This is a genomic window from Bradyrhizobium sp. SZCCHNR1043, assembly GCF_032489675.1.
Taxonomy (GTDB): Bacteria; Pseudomonadota; Alphaproteobacteria; order Rhizobiales; family Xanthobacteraceae; genus Bradyrhizobium.
In genome coordinates, this window is the sequence record NZ_JAUEYN010000003.1 from 337,739 (window position 1) to 363,786 (window position 26,048).

General features: G+C 66.2%; 22 protein-coding genes and 2 pseudogenes. 13 read left to right on the plus strand and 11 right to left on the minus strand.

What is annotated here, in order from left to right; genetic code table 11:
• Nucleotides 1-28: 28 nt before the first annotated feature.
• The 5 genes from QX039_RS06930 (at nt 29) to QX039_RS06950 (ending at nt 5,559) form a co-directional block, all read left to right on the plus strand.
• A complete protein-coding gene (locus QX039_RS06930) occupies nt 29-697 on the plus strand; it encodes a hypothetical protein (protein ID WP_315738429.1) in 669 nt (222 codons plus the stop codon).
• Nucleotides 698-1,782: 1,085 nt separating this feature from the next.
• Entirely contained in the window at nt 1,783-2,391 is a 609-nt protein-coding gene (locus QX039_RS06935; protein WP_315738428.1) for a nuclear transport factor 2 family protein, read from the plus strand.
• A gap of 372 nt (nt 2,392-2,763) precedes the next feature.
• Entirely contained in the window at nt 2,764-3,807 is a 1,044-nt protein-coding gene (locus QX039_RS06940) for an aromatic ring-hydroxylating dioxygenase subunit alpha (protein ID WP_315774300.1), read from the plus strand.
• 5 nt (nt 3,808-3,812) lie between these two features.
• On the plus strand, nt 3,813-4,568 hold the full coding sequence (locus tag QX039_RS06945; RefSeq protein WP_315738426.1) for a GntR family transcriptional regulator: 756 nt from the start codon (nt 3,813-3,815) through the stop codon (nt 4,566-4,568).
• A gap of 10 nt (nt 4,569-4,578) precedes the next feature.
• Nucleotides 4,579-5,559: a PDR/VanB family oxidoreductase gene (locus tag QX039_RS06950; protein WP_315738425.1), complete on the plus strand. Its 981-nt coding sequence runs from the start codon at nt 4,579-4,581 to the stop codon at nt 5,557-5,559.
• Between the two features lie 12 nt (nt 5,560-5,571).
• Here the strand turns inward: QX039_RS06950 and QX039_RS06955 are convergent, their stop codons facing one another.
• Both QX039_RS06955 and QX039_RS06960 read right to left on the minus strand, forming a co-directional pair.
• Nucleotides 5,572-6,219 carry a hypothetical protein gene (locus QX039_RS06955; protein ID WP_315738424.1) on the minus strand — a complete coding sequence of 216 codons (648 nt, stop codon included), beginning with the start codon at nt 6,217-6,219 and terminating at the stop codon, nt 5,572-5,574.
• A 138-nt stretch (nt 6,220-6,357) separates the two neighbouring features.
• Nucleotides 6,358-7,392 carry a uroporphyrinogen decarboxylase family protein gene (locus tag QX039_RS06960; protein WP_315738724.1) on the minus strand — a complete coding sequence of 345 codons (1,035 nt, stop codon included), beginning with the start codon at nt 7,390-7,392 and terminating at the stop codon, nt 6,358-6,360.
• A 170-nt stretch (nt 7,393-7,562) separates the two neighbouring features.
• On the opposite strand from QX039_RS06960, the gene QX039_RS06965 reads away from it, so the two are divergent.
• The 3 genes from QX039_RS06965 to hemC all read left to right on the plus strand — a co-directional run bounded on the left by QX039_RS06965 (nt 7,563) and on the right by hemC (nt 11,457).
• Nucleotides 7,563-8,741 (plus strand): acetate/propionate family kinase, encoded by a 1,179-nt coding sequence (locus QX039_RS06965; protein WP_315738423.1) that lies wholly within the window; start codon nt 7,563-7,565, stop codon nt 8,739-8,741.
• Between the two features lie 97 nt (nt 8,742-8,838).
• Nucleotides 8,839-10,464: a choline dehydrogenase gene (locus tag QX039_RS06970; protein ID WP_315738422.1), complete on the plus strand. Its 1,626-nt coding sequence runs from the start codon at nt 8,839-8,841 to the stop codon at nt 10,462-10,464.
• 15 nt (nt 10,465-10,479) lie between these two features.
• The gene (hemC, locus tag QX039_RS06975; protein ID WP_315738421.1) at nt 10,480-11,457 is read left to right on the plus strand and encodes a hydroxymethylbilane synthase; all 978 of its coding nucleotides are present in this window, start codon (nt 10,480-10,482) and stop codon (nt 11,455-11,457) included.
• A gap of 4 nt (nt 11,458-11,461) precedes the next feature.
• On the opposite strand, the gene hemE is transcribed toward hemC, so the two are convergent.
• The gene (gene hemE, locus QX039_RS06980; protein ID WP_409998924.1) at nt 11,462-12,508 is read right to left on the minus strand and encodes a uroporphyrinogen decarboxylase; all 1,047 of its coding nucleotides are present in this window, start codon (nt 12,506-12,508) and stop codon (nt 11,462-11,464) included.
• 182 nt (nt 12,509-12,690) lie between these two features.
• Between hemE and QX039_RS06985 the strand changes: the two genes are divergently transcribed.
• Together QX039_RS06985 and QX039_RS06990 are read left to right on the plus strand one after the other, a co-directional pair.
• Entirely contained in the window at nt 12,691-12,930 is a 240-nt protein-coding gene (locus QX039_RS06985; protein ID WP_315738420.1) for a hypothetical protein, read from the plus strand.
• A gap of 170 nt (nt 12,931-13,100) precedes the next feature.
• Nucleotides 13,101-15,010, plus strand: a pseudogene (locus tag QX039_RS06990) (diguanylate cyclase).
• A gap of 13 nt (nt 15,011-15,023) precedes the next feature.
• Here QX039_RS06990 and QX039_RS06995 read toward each other — a convergent pair.
• Entirely contained in the window at nt 15,024-15,251 is a 228-nt protein-coding gene (locus tag QX039_RS06995; RefSeq protein ID WP_315738419.1) for a SlyX family protein, read from the minus strand.
• Nucleotides 15,238-16,017 carry a rhodanese-related sulfurtransferase gene (locus tag QX039_RS07000; protein WP_315738418.1) on the minus strand — a complete coding sequence of 260 codons (780 nt, stop codon included), beginning with the start codon at nt 16,015-16,017 and terminating at the stop codon, nt 15,238-15,240. The genes QX039_RS06995 and QX039_RS07000 overlap by 14 nt, the downstream gene beginning before the upstream one ends.
• Nucleotides 16,018-16,149: 132 nt before the next feature.
• Between QX039_RS07000 and ggt the strand changes: the two genes are divergently transcribed.
• Nucleotides 16,150-17,736: a gamma-glutamyltransferase gene (gene ggt / locus QX039_RS07005; protein ID WP_315738417.1), complete on the plus strand. Its 1,587-nt coding sequence runs from the start codon at nt 16,150-16,152 to the stop codon at nt 17,734-17,736.
• 894 nt (nt 17,737-18,630) lie between these two features.
• Nucleotides 18,631-19,089 (plus strand): FKBP-type peptidyl-prolyl cis-trans isomerase, encoded by a 459-nt coding sequence (locus tag QX039_RS07010; protein ID WP_409998083.1) that lies wholly within the window; start codon nt 18,631-18,633, stop codon nt 19,087-19,089.
• Nucleotides 19,090-19,449: 360 nt separating this feature from the next.
• Here QX039_RS07010 and QX039_RS07015 read toward each other — a convergent pair whose 3' ends face one another.
• Nucleotides 19,450-19,665, minus strand: coding sequence for a CsbD family protein (locus QX039_RS07015; protein WP_315738416.1), 216 nt, complete (start codon nt 19,663-19,665; stop codon nt 19,450-19,452).
• Between the two features lie 149 nt (nt 19,666-19,814).
• Here QX039_RS07015 and QX039_RS07020 point away from each other — a divergent pair, with 149 nt between their 5' ends.
• Nucleotides 19,815-20,333 (plus strand): cupin domain-containing protein, encoded by a 519-nt coding sequence (locus tag QX039_RS07020; RefSeq protein ID WP_315717363.1) that lies wholly within the window; start codon nt 19,815-19,817, stop codon nt 20,331-20,333.
• A 176-nt stretch (nt 20,334-20,509) separates the two neighbouring features.
• Here the strand turns inward: QX039_RS07020 and QX039_RS07025 are convergent.
• The 5 genes and pseudogenes from QX039_RS07025 to QX039_RS07045 all read right to left on the minus strand — a co-directional run.
• Nucleotides 20,510-20,611, minus strand: a pseudogene (locus QX039_RS07025) (GTP-binding protein); the annotation flags it as partial.
• Between the two features lie 427 nt (nt 20,612-21,038).
• Complete coding sequence (locus QX039_RS07030; RefSeq protein ID WP_315738415.1) at nt 21,039-22,268, minus strand: Tad domain-containing protein; 1,230 nt, start codon at nt 22,266-22,268, stop codon at nt 21,039-21,041.
• A gap of 283 nt (nt 22,269-22,551) precedes the next feature.
• Nucleotides 22,552-23,985 (minus strand): MATE family efflux transporter, encoded by a 1,434-nt coding sequence (locus QX039_RS07035; protein WP_315738414.1) that lies wholly within the window; start codon nt 23,983-23,985, stop codon nt 22,552-22,554.
• A 152-nt stretch (nt 23,986-24,137) separates the two neighbouring features.
• On the minus strand, nt 24,138-25,292 hold the full coding sequence (locus QX039_RS07040) for a hypothetical protein (RefSeq protein ID WP_315738413.1): 1,155 nt from the start codon (nt 25,290-25,292) through the stop codon (nt 24,138-24,140).
• A gap of 2 nt (nt 25,293-25,294) precedes the next feature.
• Complete coding sequence (locus tag QX039_RS07045; RefSeq protein ID WP_315738412.1) at nt 25,295-25,996, minus strand: FecR domain-containing protein; 702 nt, start codon at nt 25,994-25,996, stop codon at nt 25,295-25,297.
• Nucleotides 25,997-26,048: the final 52 nt, after the last annotated feature.

Sequence of the window (26,048 nt, forward strand, 5' to 3'; positions counted from 1 at the left end):
ATGCACGCGGCGCCAGGAGAATAGGACGATGCAACGATCGAAGAATCTGATCTCGTGGGCCGGCCCGGTGCTGCTGCTCGCGTCATTCGCTGCCTCCGGCCCCAGCATGGCGGCCGATGCAAGCCATCTGACCTTCGTCACGCATGCTGCATTCTTCTCGGCCGAGACAAAGCAGCCGAAGTCGGTCGATCCCCATGCCTTCGTCGCGGACGCGGCAGCGCCGGTCGCCGTCGGGCCGCAGAACATCTCGCATGTCGCCGGCTTCCGGCCAGCGTTCATCGATCAGGATGCGATGACCGTTGCAATCTCCAATGCCAAGGGAGAGGCGATCGGCTTCACGCTCGGCGACTGGCTGGCGGCGAGCGGCAGCGTGACGCTCACGCCGGCGGCTGGCGGCAAGGTCGAGATTGCCATGAGCTTCGATCATCTGAAGCCGGGCGGCCATTACAGCCTGTTCGAAAACCATTTCGACCAGAAGCCTGTCGGCTTCACGCCGCTCGACGGCACTGCCACGACCAACGACTTCGTGGCCAGCGCAGATGGCAAGGCCAAGCTGACGATCATGGCGCCGCAGCCTCTGACCCACGACAACGCCGTACTGCTCGTCTATCACAGCGACGGTGCGGCTCATGGCGCGCAGCGCGGCGACATCGGCGTCAATGCCCATCATCAGCTGATCGCACGGATTCCGGAATAGGCGGTCAGAGAGCTGGCGCATGATGGCAAGGCCGGCGAGGTGACCCGACGATTCGTAGGCCATCATGCACGGCTGTGGGGGAGGGGGATCGCAGATGGACAAGAGCGCAGTGCTGGCGGCGCCTGCGGCCGTCCTCTGAGACCGCCGCTTGCCGCGGCCCTCGGACCATGAGAGCTCAGCAACGGCTGCAGACATCAACGACGCAAATGCGATCGCTTTGGTCGTTCAGGGGAAAGGCCTTAGGAGCGACCGAACGGCCGAACGATGAGCTTCTCGCGCTGTTTCGGGGGCAGGCGGCCTGCCGATTGGAAAGATTTTGGTTGCTGTTTTTCAGAAACTGTGCTTATGTCGGCGCATCCCGCCTCGAGCAGAGGGACGTACGCGTCGTCACGAACGTGGAGGTGGGCTGCGATGGACGTGATGGCTGTGCCGACGAGCGCAGTGGTTACGTACGGCGAAGTCGTGTGGTCCTGGCCTCTCGACGCTGAGGTCAAGTCCGTGAGCGTTGCTTGACGGCACGCGCGGGCGATGGGGGCAAGAAAGCCGATCCCCAGGGAGAGCACGAAGGACACCGTTAACACCGTCGCGCGGGGAAGGCCGGGTCTGTCCGGCTGTACCTGTGGTACCTGCCGCCTGCATTCTTTTGAGCAGGCGGGCCACGGGCCTCAGCCGAGGTCCGGCCTTCCTCGCGCCCTCTCTTTGTTCAGAGGGACACGAATGCTGCATCACCCGGGCACGACGTGCCGCGGGATGAAAGATGCTTATCACTTCGCCTCCGTGATGAGGCCGAAGGTGTCGACATTTACTCAACTGTTGTCCCGGACAAGCGCGCAACGCGCGCGCCGATCCGGGATCATAACCCCAAGGAGATGTGCGAGGCACGATGGTCGACCATTCTCGCCCAGCCGCATCCGCCGCGGCGTATGGATCCCGGGTCGGCGTCCGGCAACGCTCCGCGTTGTCGGACTTGCCCGGGACGACACTGAATGCTTGGCGCGTCTTGGACTTCATCACCAGCAATGTGAGTTTTGCAGCGCTGCTCCGATCCATGTATCCAGCAGCCGCACAACACAGAGGAAATGCACATGACCAAGACCGCCGCCGAAATCGAGGACGACCGTCAGATCCGCGAGCTGTTGCAGAATTGGGCGATCTGGCGCGATGCCGGCGATTGGGAGCGTTTCCGCACGGTGTGGCATCCGGATGGGCGGATGATGGCGACGTGGACGCAGGGCACCGGCGACGAGTTCATCGAGATCAGCAAGGCGGCCTGGGCCAAGGGTGTGAACATCCTGCACTTTCTCGGCGGCATCTCGGTCGATCTCGCCGGCCAGCGCGCGATCGCGCAGACCAAGATGACGATCTCACAGCGCGCCGAAGTCGAAGGCGTCGTTTGCGACGTGCTCTGCACCGGCCGCTTCTACGACTTTCTCGAGAAGCGCGCGGGCAAATGGGGCATCGTGCTGCGCCAGCCGATCTATGAGAAGGATCGCATGGACCCGGTGACACCCGGCGCGGTGCCGGCGCTGGATCGTGCGCTGCTCGAGCAGTTTCCCGTGGGGTATCGGCATCTCGCCTATCTGCAGACGCGCATCGGCTACACGGTGAAGCGCGACATGCCCGGGCTGAAGGGGCCGGAAGTCGAAGCGCTCTATGCACGCGGCGCCGCGTGGCTTCGGGGCGAGCACTCGTGATCGTCGAACCCTGCCTCGCTAGCGCCGCGCTGCCTGCGGAATCTGCTCTCGCCGTGGGGCGGCTGATCCCTCGTGCCTGTGGTCCCGTTGCCAGGCAAAGATGCCAAGGGATCGAGCGCTCGCTGGGCGGCGAAGGCCGAAGCCGAACGGGTGACATCTGGTCGAGGACCGGCGAGGAATCAACGCAAGTCACTGAATCAGAAAGGATTGTCTGTCAGCTTCGTTCCTTCTGGCGGAACCGCCGCGCGGCTGAGAAGGTGTTTTGTATACAGAAATGGCAGATGTGGACATGGAACAGGCGGAACTTGCGCCTTGTCTCCCATTTATTGTATACAGCGGTCAGTTGGACGTATACCGACACGAGGACACGCCATGGCCGCTTCTTTTCCGATGAATGCCTGGTACGCCGCTGCCTGGGACGCCGAGGTCAAGCAGGCCCTGCTGCCGCGGACGATCTGCGGCAAGCACGTCGTGATGTACCGTAAGGCCGACGGCACCATCGCCGCGCTCGAAGATGCCTGCTGGCACCGGCTGGTGCCGCTGTCCAAGGGGCGGCTGGAAGGCGACACTGTCGTTTGCGGCTATCACGGCTTGAAGTTCAGCCCGCAGGGCCGCTGCACGTTCATGCCCTCGCAGGAGACCATCAACCCCTCGGCCTGCGTGCGGGCCTATCCGGCGGTCGAGCGGCATCGGTTCATCTGGCTGTGGATGGGCGATCCGGCGCTGGCCGATCCCGCGACCATTCCCGACATGCACTGGAATCACGATCCGGCCTGGGCCGGCGATGGCAAGACCATCCACGTCAAATGCGACTACCGGCTGGTGGTCGACAATCTGATGGATCTCACGCACGAGACCTTCGTGCACGGCTCGTCGATCGGCAACGACGCGGTGGCGGAAGCGCCGTTCGACGTCACCCATGGCGAGCGCACCGCGACCGTGACGCGCTGGATGCGCGGCATCGAGCCGCCGCCGTTCTGGGCCAGGCAGCTCGGCAAGCCCGGTCTCGTCGACCGCTGGCAGATCATCCGTTTCGAGGCGCCATGCACGGTGACGATCGACGTCGGCGTCGCCCCGACCGGGACGGGCGCGCCGGAGGGCGACCGCTCGCAGGGCGTCAACGGCATGGTGCTCAACACCATCACGCCGGAGACCGACAAGACCTGCCATTATTTCTGGGCGTTCGCCCGCAACTACCAGCTTTCCGAGCAGCGGCTGACGACGGAGATTCGCGAGGGCGTGTCAGGCATCTTCCGCGAGGACGAGCTGATCCTGGAAGCGCAGCAGCGTGCGATGGACGAGAATCCAGGACGCGTTTTCTACAACCTCAACATCGATGCAGGCGCAATGTGGGCACGACGGATCATCGATCGGATGATCGCGCGCGAAACGCCGCTGCGCGAAGCCGCGGAGTAAATGGAATGGCTGAGCGTGACAGCGAGCGCTCGATCTCGCAGACCGTCCGTGCGCAGCTCACTTTGCGCGACCTGATTCTCACCGGCGGCTTGCGCCCTGGCGAGCGCATCTCCGAGCTGCAGGCGGTCGAGGCCGCCGGCGTCTCGCGCACGCCGGTGCGGATGGCGCTGGTGCGGCTGGAGGAGGAGGGGCTGCTCGAGGCCATTCCGTCCGGCGGCTTCATGGTGAAGTCGTTCTCCGAGCGTGACGTGCTCGACTCCATCGAGGTGCGCGGCACGATGGAAGGACTGGCGGCGCGGCTCGCCGCCGAGCGCGGCGTGTCCGTGCGCGACACCGAGCCGATGCGCGAATGCCTCGCCCAGATCGACGAGCTCATCGCGCCCGCCGAGCTCTCGTTCGATGGGTTCTCGGCCTATGTGGCGCTGAATGCGCGCTTTCATGCCTTGCTGGCCGAATTGTCGCGCAGTCCGCCCGTGATCCGCCAGGTCGACCGCGCCAGCGCGCTGCCGTTCGCCTCGCCAAGCGGCTTCGTGATGGCGCAATCGGCGCTCCCCGAGGCGCGTCACATCCTGGTGGTCGCACAGGAGCATCACCGCATCGTCATCGACGCGATCGAGAACCGCGAGGGCGCGCGCGCCGAGGGGATCATGCGCGAGCATGCCCGGCTTGCCGCCCGCAACCTGCGGCTGGCCGTGAAGGCGCGTGGTCCGATGGACCTCGTGCCGGCGGCGGTGCTGATCAAGACGCAGACCAACGGCTGAGGAGGCGATCATGCGATTCCAGGACAATTGGTCGCCTGCGACCCTGGTCTCGACACGCGACGTCGCGCCGGGCATCCGCGAATTCATTCTGCGGCCCGACGGCTATGTCTGCGCGCCCTATGCGGTTGGCAGCCACATCAAGGTCGGCGTTCTCGCCGCCGGCCAGCCCGATGTCCGCTCCTATTCGCTGGTCGGCGAGGCGGATCCGCGTGGCTACCGGATCGCCGTGCGCTTCGCCGAGGATTCCCGCGGCGGGTCGCGCTATCTGTGGTCGCTGCAGCCCGGTGCGCGGCTGGATGTGGCGAGCCCGACCTCGCTGCTGCAGATCGACTGGCAGCGGCCGCATTATTGTCTGGTCGCCGGCGGCATCGGCATCACGCCGCTGGTTGGGGCCGCGCACGCGCTGCTCCGCAAGACGCCGAACGTCTCGTTGCATTACGCGGTGCGATCGCAGGGCGAGGCGGCCTATGTCGATGAGCTCTCGGCGCTGCTCGGCGACCGGCTCGCGGTGTATGCCGCAGACCAGTCGCAGCGGCTGGACTTGCCCGGTCTGTTTTCGAGTCTGCCGTCCGGAGCAGCCGTGCTGTTCTGCGGACCGATGCGGATGCTGGATGCCGCGCGCAGCGCGTGGGCGGCGTGCGGCCGCGCGCCGGCCGATCTCAGCTATGAGACGTTCGGATCGAGCGGCCGGCTGTCGACCGAGCCGTTCAAGGTCCGGCTGCGTGGCAGCGGCGAGGAAATCGTGGTGCCGCGCGATCGCTCGATGCTCGACGTGCTGAATGTCGCCGGCCATGAGGTCATGGCGGATTGCCGGCGCGGCGAGTGCGGCGTCTGCGCGGTCGACGTGGTCGAGGTCGAGGGCGAGATCGATCATCGCGACGTGTTCTTCAGCGCCGAGCAGAAGCACGACAACCGCAAGCTCTGCGCCTGCGTGTCGCGCGCCCATGGCGTGGTCACGATCGATACGATGGAACGAGCCGACGCGCTGTGAGCGCGATGCCGGCTACTTGTCGGCGAGGCTGACCGGCATCGCTTCCTGCGGCTTGGCGGCCGGTCTCCGGCCGCTCTGCTCCGCGGCAAGAGCGGCCCGTGCCGCCTTGAGGCGCGCGTCGGCGTCCTTGTCGGCGAGCAGCGCGTCGGTGAGGTTGGCCTCCGCGATGTAGGCGGCCTCGGCCGCGGCCTTGGCCGCCGCGATGTTGGTAGCGGTGGGATTGGCCTTCGCCAGCGTCTCCGCCGCGTCGCGGTCGGAAATGGCCTTCTCGTTGGCCGCCAGCGCCGCATCGAGATTGGCGTCGGCGACCGTCTCGGCAGCATGGGCAGCCGCCAGCGTCGCCGCAGCGGGACTGAGCGGCGGCCGGGGGCGCAGTGGTTTCGCCGTGGCCTGCGGCTTGACGGTCTGAGCCTGTGGCGGGAGCGCGGGCGGAGAGGATGGTGGGAGTGCCGTTGGCTGCTGGATGGGAGGGGGCTGGAGCGATGGCATGGTCGGTACGAGCCCGATCGGCACCATCCGCGCAAACGAGCTGCGCGCGTCGCGCATCAGGCCGCCCATGATGTCGTCGAGCGGATCGGCCATCGCGGTCCCGCTCAACGCTGCGCCGGCAAGCATGCCGATCGCACCGGCGACATGTCTCGACGTGATGCAGACGGCCATCGGAGCCTCCCTTGCGACGAGATCGGGCCAGCCGACCCCTCGCGCTCGCGGGCTGCCTTATTCCGGAAATGGGTTTGCAGGGTGGCGCCATCGTGGAGCGTCGCGCCCGACATGCGCCGCATCTGCCACATTGGGCTTTCAGGCGAGCTCTTCGCGCACCCGCGCCGCCGCCCCACACATCGCCTTCAATTTCCCGAAGGCGGTCGCACGCGGCAGATATTTCATGCCACAGTCCGGCGCCACGACCAGCCGCTCCGGCGCCACCACTTTGAGGCCGTTGCGGATGCGCTCGGCGACGACCGCGACCGGCTCGACCTCGGCATCGCCGAGATCGATGACGCCGAGCACGATGGTCTTGGTCGAGAGATCTTTGAGAACGCCGAGGTCGAGACGCGGCTGCGCCGCCTCGATCGCGATCTGCGCGGCGTGGCAATCGGCAAGCTCGGCCAGGAACGCATATCCGCTCGGCTTGCTGGAGCCCGGCACGATGGCGGCATAACCGAAGCAAACGTGAACGATGGTGGGCACCGTAATATGATCGAGCGCCCGGTTGATCGCCTTGACGGCATAGCGCCGCGCCGCCTGCGGATTGTTGCGGACCCAGGGCTCGTCGAGCTGGATGACGTCGGCGCCGGCGCGTTGCAGGTCGCGGGCCTCGGCATTGACGACGTCGGCGAAGGCCATCGCGAGCGCCTCGTCGTCACCGTAGAAGTCGTCCTGGGCTTGCTGGCTCAATGTGAACGGCCCGGGCAGGGTGATCTTGGCGGCATGCTTGGTGTTACGGCGGAGGAACTCCATGTCACGCAGCTCGACCGGCTGTGTCCGCCGGATCGGGCCGACGACGCGCGGCACCGGCGTCTTGATCCCGGACGGCGAGATGATGATGGCGGGATTGTCGGCATCGACGCCGTCGAGCGCAGTCGCGAACCGGTTGGAGTAGCTTTCGCGCCGGATCTCGCCATCCGACACGATGTCGATCCCGGCCTGTTCCATGTCGTGGATCGCGACAATGGTCGCATCGTCCTGGGCGTCGTCGAGCAGCGGCCGGGGGATGCGCCACATGCCCTGCATGCGAATGCGGGGAACGGACTTCGACAGCATTGCGCGATCGACCAGCCAATCCGGCTGCGGGTAGCTTCCGACCACGGTGGTCGGCAGGAGATGTCGAGGCATATTCACGCAATGCTCTCCCGCGGGTCCGACTCAACCTTTGATATGATAGCAGGCAGTAAGCTCAGGGCAGAATGCAACCTAGCGTTTTATTCGTCTTCGGATCGTCACGGAAATAGTTCGTATTTTCTGCGGTTTATCAGTTCATCATTCTCCACGAGGCGGCATCATCGATGCAACACATCCTGACCCTCAACTCCGGCTCATCCTCGATCAAGTTCGCCTTGTTCGAGGAAGATGCCGCGCTTGTCGAGGCCGTGCATGGCCAGATCGAAGGGCTTGGCAGTGCGGCGCCGCATCTCGAAGCAAAGCTGAGGGACGGTGCGCTGGCTGACGAACGGCTCGATGCAGCGAGCGCCACCGATCACGAGGCGGCTCTCGGTGTCGTGCTCGAGGTACTGCAACGCGCCATCGGCCGCACCGAAGTCGACGCCGTCGGTCATCGCGTCGTCCATGGCGGGCTCGCTTTCACGCAGCCGATCGTCGTCAATGACGATGTTCTGAATGATCTGCAAAAGCTCATTCCGCTGGCACCATTGCACCAGCCTCACAATCTCTCCGGCGTCCGCGCCGCGCATCGCGCCTTTCCCGATGCCGTGCAGGTCGCATGTTTCGACACCGCGTTCCATCGCTCGCACCCCTGGGTCAATGATACCTATGCCTTGCCGCGCGAGCTCTATGATCAAGGTGTCCGCCGCTACGGCTTTCACGGCCTGTCCTACGAATACGTCGTTTCGCGGCTGAAGGAGATCGCTCCGCTCGACGAGAAGGGCCGGGTGGTCGTGATGCATCTCGGCAACGGCGCCTCGATGTGTGCGATCCGGGATGGGCAGAGCATCGGTTCGTCGATGGGATTCACGGCGCTCGACGGTCTGCCGATGGGCACGCGCTGCGGTCAGCTGGACCCGGGCGTCGTTCTCTATCTGCTTCAGGAGAAGCGGATGACGGCCGAGGCGGTCACCGATCTCCTCTACAATCATTCGGGCCTCAAGGGATTGTCGGGACTGTCGCAGGACATGCGCGAATTGGAGGCAGCCGGCACGCCGGAAGCCCGGCAGGCGATCGACTACTTTGTCGACCGCATCAGGCGCGAGCTCGGCGCCATGGCCGCGATCCTCTCGGGCATCGACGCGGTGGTGTTCTGCGGCGGCATCGGCGAGCACGCATGGCGCATTCGCCAGCGCGTCTGCGAAGGCTTCGAATGGCTCGGGATCGCGTTGGACGACGGCCGCAATCGTGCGAGCCATTCCTTGATCTCTTCGGACCGGTCGCGGGTGCGCGTGCGCGTGGTCAATACCAATGAGGAAATGATGATCGCGCGGCACGCCGCGCGCCTGCTTAGGCAGCAATGACTGAGATGGCCGACCAGACCTGCTGATTTGCCGCTTGCATGTCCTTGCGTTTTGGTATCATCGAGGATGAAAGAACAACAAGGCCGGTGGGGAAGCGATGGAAGGCAGCGCGGCGTTGCGTGAGGCGGACATGGAGTTCGACTACGTCGTGGTCGGTGCCGGCTCGGCCGGCTGCGTTCTCGCCAACAGGCTCAGCAGCGACGGCAAGCACACGGTGCTGCTGCTCGAGGCCGGTCCGAAGGACAGCAACATCTGGATCCACGTTCCGCTCGGCTACGGCAAGCTATTCAAGGAAAAATCCGTCAACTGGATGTACCAGACCGAGCCGGAGCCCGGGCTCGACGGCCGCTCTGTGTTCCAGCCGCGCGGCAAGGTGCTCGGTGGCTCCAGCTCGATCAACGGCCTGCTCTATGTGCGCGGCCAGCACGAAGATTACGACCGCTGGCGCCAGCGCGGCAATGTCGGCTGGGGCTATGACGACGTGCTGCCCTATTTCAAGCGGGCGGAAAATCAGTCCCGCGGCGGCGACGACTATCATGGCGTCGACGGCCCGCTGCCGGTGTCCGACTGGCGACACGAGGACCCGTTGTCCGAAGCGTTCGTGAAGGCGGCGGTCGAAGCCGGTTTGCCCTTCAATGGCGACTTCAACGGCCAGAGCCAGGAGGGCGCGGGCTTCTTCCAGACCACCACACGCCATGGCCGGCGCGCCAGCAGCGCAGTCTCCTACCTGCGGCCGGCGCTCGGCCGCAGCAACCTCCACGTCGAGACCGACGCGCTGGCCCAGCGCATCCTGTTCGAGGGACGCCGGGCGTGCGGCGTGACGTTCAGCCAGCGCGGCCGGATGCGGACGGCCCGCGCTCGCAAAGAGATCCTAGTGTCGAGCGGTGCCTATAACTCGCCGCAACTGCTGCAGTTGTCCGGTGTCGGTCCGGGCGAGCTGCTGAAGCAGCACGGCCTCGACGTGGTCCTTGATGCGCCCGGTGTCGGGAGTGATCTGCAGGACCATCTGCAGGTCCGCATCGTGATGCGCTGCAGCCAGCGCATCACGCTCAACGACATCGTCAACAACCCCGTGCGCAAGGTGCTGGCCGGCGCACGCTATGCGGCCTTCCGCAACGGTCCGCTGACGATCGCGGCGGGTACGGCCGGCGCGTTCTTCAAGACCGATCCGCGGCTTGCGAGCCCGGACATCCAGATCCACTTCATCCCGTTCTCGACCGACAAGATGGGCGAGAAGCTGCACACCTTCTCCGGCTTCACCGCCTCGGTCTGCCAGCTCAGGCCCGAAAGCCGAGGTTCGCTGCGGATCAGGAGCGCGGATCCGACGGTGCCGCCGGAAATCCGCATCAATTATCTCGCCAGTGAAACCGACCGGCGGGCCAACATCGAGGGTCTCCGGATCCTGCGGAAAATCCTGGCGGCACCGGCGCTGAAGCCGTATGTCTCGGATGAAGCCTATCCCGGGTCCAAGATCGTGAGCGATGACGACATCCTGGCCTATTGCCGGCAGACCGGCAGCACGATCTACCATCCGACCTCGACCTGCCGGATGGGGACCGATGCTGCCGCCGTGGTCGATCAACGCCTGCGCGTGCGCGGCGTCGACGGCCTGCGCGTGGTCGATGCCTCGATCATGCCGGATCTGGTTTCGGGCAACACCAACGCGCCGGTCATCATGATCGCGGAGAAGGCCTCCGACATGATCTTGCAGGACGCGCGCTGACGCAGGAATGAGTTCGTGACACGTTTCCGGATCGGCACCCGCAAGAGCACGATGGCCTTGGCGCAGACGGAGGAGATCGCCCGCCGGCTGCAGGCTGCGATTCCGTCGCTCGACATCGAGATCGTCAAGTTCGAGACAACGGGCGATTCCGACCAGACCAGCAAGCTGCTCTCGCATGGCGGCAAGGGTGGGGCGTTCGTGGCCGAAATCCGCCGTGCCATGCTGGACGGCCGGCTGCATGCAGCGATGCACTCGCTGAAGGACATGCCGGGCAACGAGGAGACGCCCGGTCTGGTGGTTGCAGCGCTGCTGTCGCGCGATCCGCCGGGCGACGTGCTGGTGCTGCGGCGCGGGCTGTCGCTTGACGAATTTCGCAAGGATGGCGGCCGGGGCTTCAAGATCGGCACCAATGCCGTGCGCCGGGCCGCCTATGCGCGGCGGCTGTTTCCGCAGGCCGAGCTGATCCATTTCCGCGGCGCGGCCGACACCCGCATCCGCAAGCTCGACAATGGCGAGCTGCAGCGGCTGCCGGACGGCGGCGCCGTGGGGCCGGCCGACGCCCTGATCATGGCCCGCTCCGGGCTGGAGCGGGTCGGCTTGTCCGACCGCGCCTCCTACGAGTTTCCGGTCGCCGACATGCTGCCGGCGGTCGGGCAGGGCATCGTCGCCGTCGAGTGCCCCGCGTCGGATTGGGAAACCCGGCGCATCCTAGCGACCATCGACGATGCGGCGGCGCGGACCTGCGCCGACGCCGAGCGCGAGGTGCTTTGGGTGCTCAACGGCCATTGCAACTCGCCGATCGCAGGCTTTTCGACCATCGACGGTGGACAGTTGACGCTGACCGCCTCGGTGCTCGACGAGGACGGCGGCCGCTTCATCGAGGCGCAACGCTCCGCGCCGGCGGATCGTCCGCGCGAGCTCGGCCGTGCGGTCGGGCTCGAGCTGCTTGCCAACGGCGCGGCCGAGCTGATCGAGCGCAGCCGGCCGCGTTGATCGGTCATCCCCTGTAGGCGCGGACGCGCGCGAGCATCTGTTCGACATGGGCGATCGGCGTCTCCGGCAGGATGCCGTGGCCGAGGTTGAAGATGTGACGTCCCCCGGCATAGCTCGCCAGCACGTCGTCGACCGCCTGGTCGAGCGCCGCGCCACCGGTGATCAGCGCCAGCGGATCGAGATTGCCCTGAACGGCCACCTTGCTCTGCACCCGTTCGCGGATAAAGGCGGGCTCCGCCGTCCAGTCGATGCTGACCGCATCGATTCCGGTTTCGGTGACGTAGCCCGGCAACAGCGCGCCGGCGCCACGCGGAAAGCCGATGATCCTGGCGTCGGGCCGCGCCTTGCGGACGCCGTCGACGATGCGTCGCGTCGGCGCGACCGACCAGCGCGCGAACTCGCGCGGTGACAGCACCCCGGCCCAGGTGTCGAAGATCTGCAGCGCGTCGGCACCGGCCTCCAGCTGCTTCAAGAGATAGGCGATCGAGCTGTCGACCAGCGCATCGATGATTCTGCCGAACGCATCGGGATGCCGATAGGCGAGCAGCCGCGCCGGCGCCTGATCAGGTGTGCCTTGGCCCGCGACCATGTAGGTCGCAACCGTCCACGGGGCGCCGCAAAAGCCGATCAGGGCGGTGCTCGGTGCCAGTTCGGCCCGCACACGGCGCAGCGCCTCGAACACCGCTTCCAGCGTCGACAGGTCTGCCTTCGCCGACAGCGTCGCGATCTTCTCCGGCGTATCGAGCGGATCGAGCCGCGGGCCTTCGCCGACCTCGAAGCGGACGCTGCGGCCGAGCGCATGCGGGATCACCAGAATGTCCGAAAAGATGATCGCCGCATCGAAGCCGAAGCGCCGGATCGGCTGCAGCGTGACTTCGGCCGCGAGCTCAGGATTGAAGCAGAGATCGAGAAAGCCCCCGGCCTTGGCGCGGACCTCGCGATACTCCGGCAAATAGCGGCCGGCCTGCCGCATCATCCAGATCGGCGGTCCGCTCTGGCGCTGACCGGACAGCACGTCGATGAAAGGCTTGTTCACGGCAGTCTTACTCACGCTCGGGCTCCGCAACCTTCGGGAACAGTTTACCGTCCGTGATACATGCCCAAGCGGTTCCGGCCAAGGTCATATCCGCTCGGGCGTCGCGGGAGATGCGAGCGTCCCCGCAGTCGCAGGGCGTCACATCGAGGGGAACACGTCCTTCGCCCCTGCGTTGTCGTCCCACAGGGAGATTGGTCATGGCTGAGAAATTCAATCCTGCGCCGCACGACAAGCACGCCGTCGATCCCCGCGAAGCCGCGCGTCTCGACCGCAAGACTGCAACGCAGCTCGACAAGGGACTGATGGACACGTTTCCGGCATCGGATCCGGTGAGCCTGCAGCAGCCCTCGACGACCCGTGTGAAGGACGACGCCGACGTTGACCGAGACCATTCGCCATCGCTTTGGGACAAGGTGCGATCGGTGTTCGTTCGCTGAACTAACAGGCCGAACGCCCGCCTTGACCGCGGCGCCGCCGCTGTTTGTCCGTAGTCGTACGGGAGATGCCGTAATCTTACGGGGCGCTGCGGACGCCTTCGGACCCGCCGCATTTCAGGGTTAGATAAGATGTCCATGGGACTCTCCCGGCGTCCGGAGAGTCCCGCGGAATGGACGTTGGTGCGACCAGAGTTGATCGAAGCCGCCTGCCGATGTGGGCGGCTGGCGTGCTTGCGCTCGTGTCGGTCGCGATTCTCGCTTACAGCGTCTGGGGCGAATGGACGTCCCGACAGGCGGAGGTACGCAATGCCGAAACCGATCTCGGCAACCTCGCTCACTCGCTCACCCAGCACGTCGAGGATACCTTCGAGCTTGCGGATTCGCTGTTGCGCGGCGTCGTCGCCGCGCTCGAGACCGATGACGGCAAGCCCGGTGCGATCGCCCGACTGCAGACGATCCTGAAGACGAGGAAGGCCAATCTCGGCCGCATCCGGGGCATCTTCGCCTATGGCGAAAACGGCGACTGGCTTGCCACCACCGAGGACGTCACGCTCACCAACTACAACAATGCCGATCGTGACTACTTCGCACACCACAGGATTTCGGCCGATCGCTCGCTGCTGATCGGTCGTCCGGTGCAGAGCAGGGCCGGCGGTCAATGGGTCATCACCCTGTCGAGGCGCTGGAATCACGCGGATGGCCGGTTCGGCGGCGTCGTGCTGGCAACCGTCGACGTTGCCTATTTCGCTCAGTCCTACCGTCAGTTTGCCGTCGGTCGTGAGGGGACGATCAGCCTGATGAGCCGTGACGGAGCCGTCCTCGCCGACAATGCGGAACCGGACCCGCAGACGGTCGGGCGCCCCGTACTTGAAGCGATCCCCTATCATCCGGCGTCGGGGCCGTTGCAGTTCCGAAGGCTCGGCGAAACATCCGAACGCATCGGGTTCTATCAGCACGCGCAGCGCTATCCGTTCCTCATTCTGGTGACGCGCACGGAGGCGGAGGTCCTGGCCGAATGGAAGCGTGATGCGCTGATTCGGCTCACGGTGCTGGTCTGTCTGGTCGCGCTCGTCATTGCGATCGGCATCTTCCTCGCGAAGCAGTTGCTGCAGCGGCAGCAGCTTGCCGCGGCGCTGGCGGCAAAGGAGGAGAACTTCCGGCTGCTCGCCGAAGGCTCCAGCGACATCGTGACGCGGATCGAGCTGGACGAATGCATCGGCTACGTCTCGCCCTCGACCATGCGCGTGCTGGGCTGGCACCCGTCGCAGCTCCTGGCAAGCGCGCGCTCTCCGGCGTGCATCCGCTGGATCGCCCGCAGTTGCAGGAGATCCTCGATCAGCTCAGGAGGGGGGCCGTCGACGAAGCACGCGCAACCTATCGCATGCGCCGCCGCGACAAGTCGGAGATCTGGGTCGAGGCCACGATCCGCGCCACCCGTCAGCCGGACGGCGCGCTCGACGGCTTCGTCGCCGTCACCCGCGACGTGACGCAGCAGAAGACGCTGCAAGGACGGCTCGAGACGCTTGCGATCGAGGACGGACTCACCGGGCTCGCCAACCGCCGCCGGTTCGACGAGCGGCTGCTGGAGGAGTGGGGCAGGGCCTACCGCGACAAGACTTCGCTGGCGCTGCTGATGATCGACATCGACCACTTCAAGGCCTTCAACGACGCCTATGGCCACCCGGCCGGCGACGAATGCCTGCACACCGTGGCCGGCATTCTCGCCGACGAGGCGCAGCGCAGCTCGGATCTGGCGGCCCGCTACGGCGGCGAGGAGTTCGCCATCCTGCTGCCGAACACCGATGCCGAGGGCTGCGCCAGGCTCGGCGAGCGGATCAGGCGGGCACTGCACGAGGCCCGCATCGTCCACGATCACAACCCGGCGGGCATCGTCACCGCGAGCATCGGCGGCGCGGTGTGCCGGCCGGGCTTCGAGCGATCGGCCGGACCGGCCTCGCTGATCGAGGCGGCCGACCGCGCGCTCTATGCCGCGAAGGACGCCGGCCGCGACCGCCTGATCGTGGCCGGAGAGGTGATCGATCGGCCCGCCGGCAAGGCGCCGGCGACCGTCCCGGCCTGAGATCGCCGCACGATCAGTAGTGCGGCGGCTGCTCATTGCGCGGCCCCTCGGCATTGCTTTGCGCGTCCTCGAGCCGCTCGACCAGCAGGGCGATCTTGCGCTTCAGCGCATCGATCTCGCGCCACTGCGCGGTGATGGTCTGGTTCAGCGTCTCGATCGTGTCGTCCTGAAAGGTGAGGCGCATCTCCAGCGTGTCGATCCGCTCGCCGAGCTCCGCGTTGGATGGATCAGAGCTGCTCATCGCGTGCGCCCTCCGGAACTGCCTTGATCGTGGCCGCGCTGTGCTCCCGCAGCCCGTGACCGAGCGCCACCCGTTCGTCGAACACGAAGCAGCCGCCGCGCCAGCGGCTCTCGGCTTCCGGGATCTCCTCGAGATACTTCAGGATGCCGCCCTTGAGGTGGTAGACCTCGGAAAAGCCGCGCGCCAGCAGCAGCGCGCTCGCCTTCTCGCAGCGGATGCCGCCGGTGCAGAACATCGCGATCCGCTTGTGCCTCGCAGGATCGAGTGCGCGTTCCGCAAAATCCTTGAACTGCCCGAAGCTCTGCAGGCCTGGATCGACCGCGCCTTCGAACGTCCCCATCGCCACCTCGAACGCATTCCTTGTGTCGAGCACGACGGTATCCGGCGCGGCGATCAGCGCGTTCCAATCGGCGGGACTGACATAGGTCCCGACCTGCCGGGTCGGATCGGCGGCGGGATCGCCGAGCGTCACGATCTCCCGCTTCAGCCGCACCTTGAGGCGCCGGAACGGCATGGCCGTGGCGCGCGAGTATTTCAGCTCCAGATTGTCCAGCCGGCCGGCGAACAGCGTTCCGTCGCGAAACTCGCCTACCAGGGCGGCAATTGCCGGCTCGGTCCCGGCCACGGTGCCGTTGATGCCCTCCTCGGCCAGCAGGACGCTGCCCTTGATGCCGCGCTCGGCGCAAAAGGCGTGGAGCGGCGCGCGCAGGTCGCGAAAATCCGGCAGGGCGACGAACTGATAGAAGGCGGCGACGGCGAGGGGCATGCGGCCGTTTACCAGCAGAGCTGACCATAGAAAAGCTGGTATCCCCGGGCATTGCCGAGCCTGGAAGGAATGTGCGATGTAGCCGGTCAGCGCTGGTATTCCAGCCACCACACGATCACGCAGCGAGCAACGATGAGAAGCTTCCATTTCCCCGGCAGGTCGACGGTCCACGCCCAGAACGGAATGATCGCCACCTCGCACCCGCAGGCGGCGCTGGCCGGGATCGAGGTGCTGCGGGCCGGCGGCACCGCAGCCGACGCGGCGGTGGCGGCCTGCGCTCTGCTCGGGGTGATCGAGCCGCAATCGACCGGCATCGGCGGCGACTGCTTCGCCTTGGTCCAGCCCAGGGGCGAAGGCCGGATCATGGCCTATAACGGCTCGGGCCGGGCGCCCGCCGCCGCGACCGTGGACTGGTTTCTCGAGCGCAAGATCCATTCGGTCCCTCTGACCTCGGCTCATGCCGTCTCCGTGCCCGGCGCGATCGATGCCTGGGACCGCATCCTGCGCGACCATGGCCGGCTCGGGCTCGACCGGCTGCTGCAGCCCGCGATCCGCGCCGCGGAGGACGGCTATGTGGTGGCGCCGCGTGTCGCGTTCGACTGGAACAACCAGTTCGAGAAGCTCAAGAACGGCACCAACACCGCGCGCTACTTTCTGCCGCATGGCAAGGCGGCTGCCGTGGGTGACGTGATCCGCCAGCCGGAGCTGGCGCAGACCCTGCGCGTCATCGCCAAGGACGGGCCGAAGGGCTTCTACACCGGCGCGGTCGCCGAGGACATGGTGCAGACGCTGCGTGGCATCGGCGGCCTGCACACCTTGGAGGATTTCGCCAACCACCAGACCGAGGTGACCTCGCCGATCGGCACCACCTACAAGGACTACGACGTCTGGCAGTGCCCGCCCAACGGTCCGGGCATCACCATGCTGGTGATGCTCAACATCCTCTCGCGCTTCGACCTCACGCGCATCGATCCGCTCAGCGTCGAGCGCTTCCACCTCGAGGCCGAGGCCGCCCGTATCGCCTACATGATGCGCGAGCAGCACATCGGCGATCCCGCGCACATGACGACGGAGGTCGCCAGCATCCTCGCCAAGGAGTTCGCCGACGAGTACATCTCGCAGATCAGCCTCGACAAGCTGCTCGACCTGCCGAACGTCGCGCCGCCGATGAATCCGGAGACGGTCTACATCACGGTCGTCGACCGCGACCGCAACGTCTGCTCCTTCATCAATTCGATCGCGCATTCGTTCGGCTCGGCCATCGTCTCCAACGAGACCGGCGTGCTGCTGCAGAACCGCGCCGGCGGCTTCCGCATCCAGCCGGGCCATCCGAACTGCATCGGCCCGGGCAAGCGTCCGCTGCACACGATCATCCCGGCGCTCGCCACCAAGGCCGGCCGCGCCCAGATGTCGTACGGCGTCATGGGCGGCCAGTATCAGCCGGTCGGCCAGACCCACGTGCTGACCAACATCCTCGACTATGGCTGCGACGTGCAGGAAGCGATCGATATGGCGCGCGGTCTGCACTACGAGGGCGTCTATCAGCTCGAGGACGGCGTGCCGGCCGAGGTGGTCGAGGGCCTGCAGAAGATCGGCCACAAGACCGCCAAGGTGGTGTCGCCGCTCGGCGGCGGTCAGGCGATCTGGATCGACTGGGACAAGGGCACGCTCACCGGCGGCTCCGATCCGCGCAAGGACGGCTGTGCGCTGGGCTATTGAGGCCGTAGGCGTTCGTGCGTCTGTTGTGCTTGCGCGCCAACTCGTAGGGTGGGCAAAGGCGTGCCGCGCTGTATCGACCCCGCTTCGTTTTCTCGCGCGCCGTGCCCACCCTACGGCAGTTGCACACTCCACTGTCGTCCCGGCCTTGAGCCGGGACCCATACCTCCAGGGAGCGGTTTGAGGCAGGCTGGTCATTGGCCGTTTGCCCATTACGACGGCCGCGGCGTATGGGTCCCGGATCGGCGCCGCGACGCGCTGTCGCGCGTCCCGGCTTGTCCGGAACGACGGCGGTGGAGTTGGCGAATTCACGGCTCTAACGGCGATGAGCATGAAAGAGCGTTCTCGCGGCTGATGACGCCCGAGTTGTCCAATCAGTTCATCCCTCTTGAAATGCAGAGGGCGCAGGGAATGCCGGGTGAAGGCCTCACCCATGGCCCGCCTGCGAAAAAAATGCAGGCGGCAGGTACCACAGGCAAAGCCGATTCAACCGGCATTCCCTGCGCGACGGTCTTCACGCTTATACGCAGTCTCCCTGGTGCGCCGGGCTTGTTGGCCACCATTGCGACAATGCGCTTGCGCGCACTGCGCGTGATACCAGCATCGGGGTATCAGGACGCTGCGACTTCACGTCCGCGCATTGCCGTTCGTCCGCACGCTCGATAAGCATGCTGCGGCAACATCGCGGCCATCGCTCCCCACCTCGCGTGTCGTGACGATCGCGCGCTACGCCCCTCTGCGGTGAGGCGGGATGCGCGGAGAAAATCATGATTTCCGATTATACGCAAGTAGATTATTTTTTTCGGAAGTCGATGCCGGGCTGGTCAGCCGCTCCCGCATGAGCTAAACCGCGGCTCCCGTGAACGAGCAGAGGCGGTCTGGAGCATGCGGCGTCCGATGAACAGAAGAGTTGCGCTGATGGCGGCGGCATCGGCCGCGGCCGGTGTCTTGCTGGGCTCCCGCGCGGTCTCGGCACAGACCAGTTCCGCCAAACCCACAGGAAAGACCATGACCACTCCCTCCGGACTGCAGATCATCGACACCAAGGAAGGCACCGGCGCCACGCCGACGCGCGGTCAGACCTGCGTGATGCATTATACGGGCTGGCTCTATGAGAACGGCCAGAAGGGCAAGAAATTCGACTCGTCGGTGGATCGCAACGAGCCGTTCGAATTCCCGATCGGCATGAAGCGCGTGATCGCCGGCTGGGACGAGGGCGTTGCCACCATGAAGGTCGGCGGCAAGCGTACCCTGATCATTCCGCCCGAGCTGGGCTACGGCGCCCGCGGCGCCGGCGGCGTGATTCCGCCGAACGCGACGCTGATGTTCGACGTCGAACTGCTCGGCGTGAAGTAAGGCGCGCGAATGATGCCGGGAGGGCAACCAAGCGTGCTGCGCGATACAGCGCCCTCTCCCCTTGTGGGAGAGGGCATCACGGGCCCAACCGCGAACACAATGGGGTGAGGGGTTTCTCTCGGCGAGCGACGCTCATGGAGAGAGACCCCTCACCCGACCGAGCTCGTGGCGCTGTCCTACATGCCCTCTCCCACAAGGGGAGAGGGCGCATTCATGGGCGCCGGCTGGAGCGCTGTAATGATCTGGCTGATAGTTGCCATCTATCGTCAACTAACGACGATGCAAAGACCGGCCCCGTGAGGGGCCGGTCTTGTAGTTGATAGCGTCTTCGCGCGATCTCCGCGACCGCGCCGATCCTGCTCAGAGATTCTTGTTGGCGGCGCCGGCGGCGGTGTTCACCGCGTCCTTGGTCGCCTTCTTGGCATCGCCCAGCGCCTGCTGGCCCTTGCCCTTGATTTCCTGCACGGCACCCTCGCCCTGCAGGCGCTCGGAGCCGGTGGCTTCGCCGATGCCCTGCTTGGCCTTGCCGATGGTCTCGTTGGCGACGCCCTTGATCTTGTCGGTGGTGGCACCCATGACTTCGTCCTCCGCTGTTTGTGTGAACTCCACCGATCCAACGCACGCGATGCAGAAAGGTTCGTGGGGAACTGCGAATAGCTTCGCTGCGGCATTTCGGCTAACAATGGCTTGGTTCCCTCGAACAGATGAAATCCCGAGAAGAAATCATGTCAGGCTCTCACGATCACGCGCACGGCCATTCCCACGATCACGGCGACGAGCGCTGGAAGCACGACGGCGTCCGCGTCATTCCGGGCAATCAGCTCGATTCCAACGTGCCGTCGACGCCGGGCATGGACCGCAAGGCGGCGATCAACTTCGCGCGCGTCGGAGCGCAGAAATTGTGGGCGGGCACGGTCACGATCAGGCCTGACGCCAAGACCGGGGCGCATCATCACGGTCATCTCGAGAGCGTGATCTACGTCGTGAAGGGCAAGGCGCGTATGCGCTGGGGCGATCGGCTGCAGTTCACCGCGGAGGCCGGTCCCGGCGATTTCATCTTCGTGCCGCCCTACGTGCCGCACCAGGAGATCAATGCGAGCCCGGACGAAGTGCTCGAATGCGTGCTGGTGCGCAGCGACGGCGAGGCGGTCGCGATCAACATCGATATCGAGCCGGTCGAGAAGCCCGAGACGGTGCTGTGGATCGACCCGGTGCACCGCGATCCCGCCGAGTCGAAGTCGTAGCCATCAAGGAAATGGCGGAGCCGTCTCGCGACGGCTCCGCCGGGCAGGGAGCGGCTATACCGCCTTCCCTCTCACACGCGAAGCAGGGGCGACTGTCGCGCGTGTGTCTCGCGGTTCGTTGCACCCGGGGACTTTCGGTTCGGATGCGGGCTGGTCGGGCCGCCTCGTTGGCGCGGCGCGACCTTCAGTCGCTGGCGGTTGTTCAGGATTTGGTTGAGCAAAGTGGTCTTCCCAGCCCCGAGGAAGCCGGACAAGACCGTGACGGGGAGTTTGCGCATCGAGGTCGAACAGCCTCTTCAGGGGGAGGGGTCGGTGCCGGCGAGCGGGCATGTAGTCTCTTTATGCAATGTTATAACGTAACATCATCTGAAACGGGGGAGGGTGTCAAGGGGAGGGAGTGGCGACGAAGGTGAGTGGGCGGGCCGGCGGCGGCTTGGGGAGTCGGCAGAGGCGGCGGCCGAGACGCAGGGCGCGAGCGGCTCTGGTGAGCTGGTGAAGTCCTTGCACTGCTGAAACGACGCTGCAGCCGCCAGCGACACCGCGTTCCCTCTGCCGTGAAGAACGGGGAGAGGGAAGCAGTATCGGTGGCGGGATGCAGCTCCGTTTCATCTCGGAAGAGAGGAGCTGATATCTTTTGGCCGGGTCGTCAGTCCCGGCGACCAGCCGCTGAAACAGCACTCACGAGAATTGGCTCAGCTATGGCAACTACCTCGACAGGAACGCCGTGCCGGCCGGACCACTGGCCGCCGACATCGACAGCGCGCCGGGCGCGATCGCCCAGTTGGTCTGGTTCAGGATCAGCGTGTTGAACACCATCGTGACGCTGTTGCTGCTCATGGTCGAGACCGAGTTGATGGTGACGTTGCGGCTCGGCAGATACATCAGGCCGGTGTAGGACGAGCTGCTGGTGCCGTTGATCGGAAGGTTCGTCGTCGACAGGCCGCTCGGCTCGTACATCAGGATATTGGCGTAGGTGCCGCTGGTCGGCGCCGACAGCGTCGCATTGACGTTGCCGTTGAAGGTGAGCGTCGCGTTCTGGTCGACGAGGTAGAAGGTGACGCCGCTGCCGGTCACCGTCCATCCCGAGTTGAAGGTCATCGCGCCGCCCTTGATGATGTAGAGGCCCGGATTGAGCGTCAGCGTGCCGGAGCCGTTGAAGTTGGTCGCGCCGCAATAGACGCCGGGGCTGAGCGTGACCGAGCCGGGATCATAGACTTTGTTGTTGGTGGTGCACGCGCCCACCGTGACGGCGGGCAGCTTGCCGGCAAATGGGTCGGAGATCGCCGCGCAGCCGGTCTCGGCCGGCGGAGTGGCGCCGCCGTTCTTGGTGATATTGGTGCCCTTGATGCAGATGCGCTTGACGTTGAGCGTGGCGTTGAACATCGCGGCCGGGCTCTGCGTCGACAGCACGTGGATCTCGCAGCTCGGCGCATTGAGCTGGGCCCCGGAATTCACCAGCAATGATTGCGCGTTGATGGTGCTGACCAGCAGGATGCACACGGGCGACGTAGTCTGCGCGCCGGCCTTGGCCGTTGCGGACGCCGTCACGCCGAGCGATGTCGTGCCCATCACGTTGAGGAACGAGGTCTTCACCGAGGTCGTCGCGGTGCCCGACAGCGAGCCGTCGCTGTTGGGCGTGAAGGTCGCCGTTGTGCCGGTGCCGAACCGGCCTTTGAAGCTGCCCGAGAACACCGCGCTCGCGGTCGAGACCTGCTGCGCGCTGGCCTGGGTCACGCCGGCGAGGACCGCGGCGTCGACCGACTTCTGCAACTGCGCCCTGGTGTCGCTGGACTTGGCGAAATCGACGGCGGCGCCGACCGACACCAGGATGGGGATGATGGTGATGGCGAAGATCATGCTGATCTGGCCATCCTTCGCGCGGCCAAATCTCCATGCCAGATCGCGAAGAGTCTTCGACGAAATCGATGCGGTCATGTGCAACGCTTCCTGCTGATGGCTGTCCGAGGCTCGACGCCGGCGGATGCGAGCCCCTGCTGCAAGGAAGTGGCGGTCAGAGATTACCGCATGCTGAATCCGGTTCCATAAAGGAACCCGTGGACGGGGTCGTGGGAACCGAAGGTTATCAGTCTGTTTGCCGGATCAGCGAGAGGTGCCCGTTCGCACCACTCACTGGTAGTAGCCGCGTGAATTGCTTGTATTTGGCGGTGACTGTCGTGAGTTGCAGGCGGTTGGATTGCGCCCGTCGGTGGACGTCGCGCTAACGAGGTGAGCGCCAGATCCGGGGCGAGAGAACGAGGCTGCACACCAATGCGTAGGCGACGAGCGACAGCGTGACCATCGCGGCGAGCGAGGCCATGCCGCCGCCGAGCATGATGATTGCGATGTAGCCGCCGCCCGCCGCGATCAGCACGCGCAGGGCGGAGCCGACGAACGGCCACAGCACGTGCCCCGCGCCTTGGCCGGCAAAAGCCAGCACGAACCCGAAGCCGAGCGCGGCGTAGGCCGGCGCCACGGTGCGCAGATAGGTCGCGCCCTCGCGCAGAACCTCGGCGTCGCGGCTGAACAGGCCGAGCCAGAGCGGCGGATGCAGCGCCACGATCAGGCCGATGGTCCCGACCAGGGCTGCGCCCGCCAGGGCACTGATCCAGGCGATGCGGCGCGCACGGCCGCGCTGGCCGGCGCCGACATTGATGCCGACCATCGTCAGGGTGGCCGTGCACAGCCCGAACAGGATCGGGATCATGATGTAGTCGAGCCGCGAGGCGATGCCGTAGGCGGCGAGCTCGGAGGTCCCGAAGCGCCCGGCGAGCGCGGTCACCAGGATGACGGTGAGATTGACCATGACCGCGTTGAGCGCGGTCGGCAGCCCGACTTTCAGGATGTCGGCGAACAGCCGGCCCTGTAGCCGCGCAACGCGCACATGCAGGCTGGAGCGGCCAGAGGTCATGTAGCGCACCAGCACCAGCATGGCGCCGCAGTAATACAGGCCGAAGGCGATGCCCGCGCCGGCGATCCCGAGCCCCGGCAGCGGGCCGATGCCGAAGATCAGCAGCGGCGAGGCGGGAATCATCACCAGCGCGCCGACCAGGGTGACCAGCGCCGGCACCCGCACATTGCCGGCGCCGCGCAGCGCCGCCGCCTGCAGATTGACGATCCACACCGGGACGGCGCAGGCGAACAGATAGTTGGAGTAGCGCAGCGCCGCCTCCAGAGCGCCGGCTCGCCCGCCGAGCGCATGGTACAGCGCCGGGCCGAACAGGGCGGTCGCAAGCGTGAACAGGCCGCCGGCGATCACCGCCAGCACGATGGCATGGAAGGCGATGGCATCGGCATCGGCGTTGTGCCCGGCGCCGACCGCGCGCGCCACCGCCGAGGAGACGCCGCTGCCGATGCCGCCATTGGACATCATCGTCATCAGCATGAAGATCGGGAACACCAGTGCGACGCCGGCTAGCGCATCGGTGCCGAGGAAGCCGACGTAATACGCTTCGGCGACGTTGACCGCGGTTTGCGCCACCAGCACGGTCATGGTCGGCAGCGCCAACCGGAACAGCGCCGGCAGCACCGGGCCGGAGAGCAATGCCGTGCGGACCGACGCGGCCTTGGCGCGCGGCGGCTCCGGGGCCGGCTCGAACGGCGCCGCCGCAACACCGGGCAGGGCTTCGGCGGTCGCCTGGGTGGAAACGTCCATCGGATCTCCGCGCGCCTGGCGAACCATCGCATTTAAATGATGATTATCATTCAATAGGTCCGCCGGCGGGCGCGGGTCAAGGCGACCCGAGCGCAGGCCGATCATGAAATTTTGACGGAGCGAGGGTGATCCGCTCGGCGCCGGGCCAGCCGCTAATAATGGACGCGCAGGCCGACGCCGCCGTGGATGGTGTTGCCGACCGGCTGCGGGCCGAGCGTGCCGTTGACGAACAGATCGGCGATCCAGCCTTGCGGCAGGCGGAAGCCGAGCCGGCCGCCATATTCGAACCAGCCCTGGTTGCCCATGATCGGCGTCACCGTGCCGTTGCCGGTGACGGTGGCGACGATGCCGGAGCTGGTCGCGAACGACTGGACGTAGCCGCCATTGATGTTGGCTTCGATGCTGGAGCCGAACAGGTGGGTCCATTGGCCGCCGACCTTGACCAGGCTGGTGCGGTCGGTGCCGCCGGCGATCGTCGCATCGAACGGGTTGAAGGCGAGCGCGGGATCGCGATAGCCGGCGACGTGCTGCCACAATTGCCACAGCTCGACCGACGCCGCGAGCTCGTCGCGCGGCGACAACCGGCTGATCCAGCCGGCGCGGCCATAGACCGCGTAGTTCGACGCCGTGGTGGTGCCGTCCGCCGTGACGTTGCCGAGGCTCGTCGCATAGCTCCGGCCGTAGCGCACGCGCTCATACGGCGTCAGGATCGTGCCGATGTCGAAGAACGGCCGCGACGAGCCCCAATCGGTGAAGTCGTAGCGCAGCGCGAAGGCGCCGATCGGCGCCGAGGTCACGTGGTAGCCGTCCTCGTCGTAGTGCGTGTAGGCGAGGCCGGCAAGCAGCGCCAGATTGTTGGTGAGCTGCTTGCGGCCATGGATGCCGGCCGAGAACGAGCCGGCCGAGCCGAACGCGCTGACGCAGTCGCTGCAGTTGACCTGCTCGTTGACGCCGAGCAGCACCAGCCCGAGCACGCGGTTGGTGATCATCTGGTTGAAGCGCTGGTCGGCGAGGCCGTTGATCGCGTTCGCGCTGTTTCCCGCGCCGGTGGGCGTCGGCGACGGGGGCGGCGAGATCGAGGGCGAGGGCGTCGGGCTGGAGGTCGATGTCGGCGTGGCCGACGGCGTGGGCGTTGCGGTGGGCGAGGAGGTCGGCGACGGCGACGGGGTCGGGCACAGCGCCGCCGCGAAATTGTCGGCCCCGCAACTGCTCTGCGCGGCGGCCGGCGCGGCCTGCAGGGCGAGCGCGAGCAGCCCGCCGGCGATGGCGGTCATCAGGAGAGCAAGCTGACCGCGGCGCGTTCTCATCGTCACCGCCCGCACAGGATGCCGGTGAAGTCCTGCGGCGGCGCATTACTGGCGAGATCGGTGACCGTGCAGAGGCCCGATGTCGACGCGCAGATTGCGGCAAAGCTCCAGGACGGATTGCCGGTCTTTTTGATCGCGCTTCTGCCGTTGCCGGTCGCGGTGATGATCGCGGTGTCGCCCGGCTGCGTCAGCTCGAGGCATTGGAAGGTGAGGGTGCAGACCCGCGAGGCGCCTTCCTGCAGCACGACCATGGTCTGGCCGCGCTGCGAGCGGATGTCGAGGATGGTGCCGCGCACGCCGATGGTCGCGAGCGGCGTGTTGATCTTGTAGGCGGTTTTCTCGGAATGGCCGGTGACGAAGCGGAACGCGCCGGTGCCGAGCCGGATCGCGATGTCGCGATAGCTGGTCTCGTCGTTGAAGACGGTGCGGTCGAGCGTCAGGGTGGCGTTGGCGCCGAGCGAGAGATTGGTGCTGTCGATCATGACGAGCCGCGCGGCACTGTCATTGCCGGTGCGCACCGTTTCGTTGCGCGCGACGCCGTCGCCGACGCTGATCGGGCTGCTCGAGGCGCCTGCCACGCGCAGCACGTCCTTCTGCACCAGCACGGCTTCGCCGATGCGGCCGTCGGCGCTTGCGCCGCCCGCGACGCCCAGCAGGGCGGCCGCCGAGATCGCAGCGACAGAGATTCGGCGACGCAGACTCATATCCACACCGAAGATTGTTTCCTGCTCAATCTAGCCGAAGACGGCGCGCGGG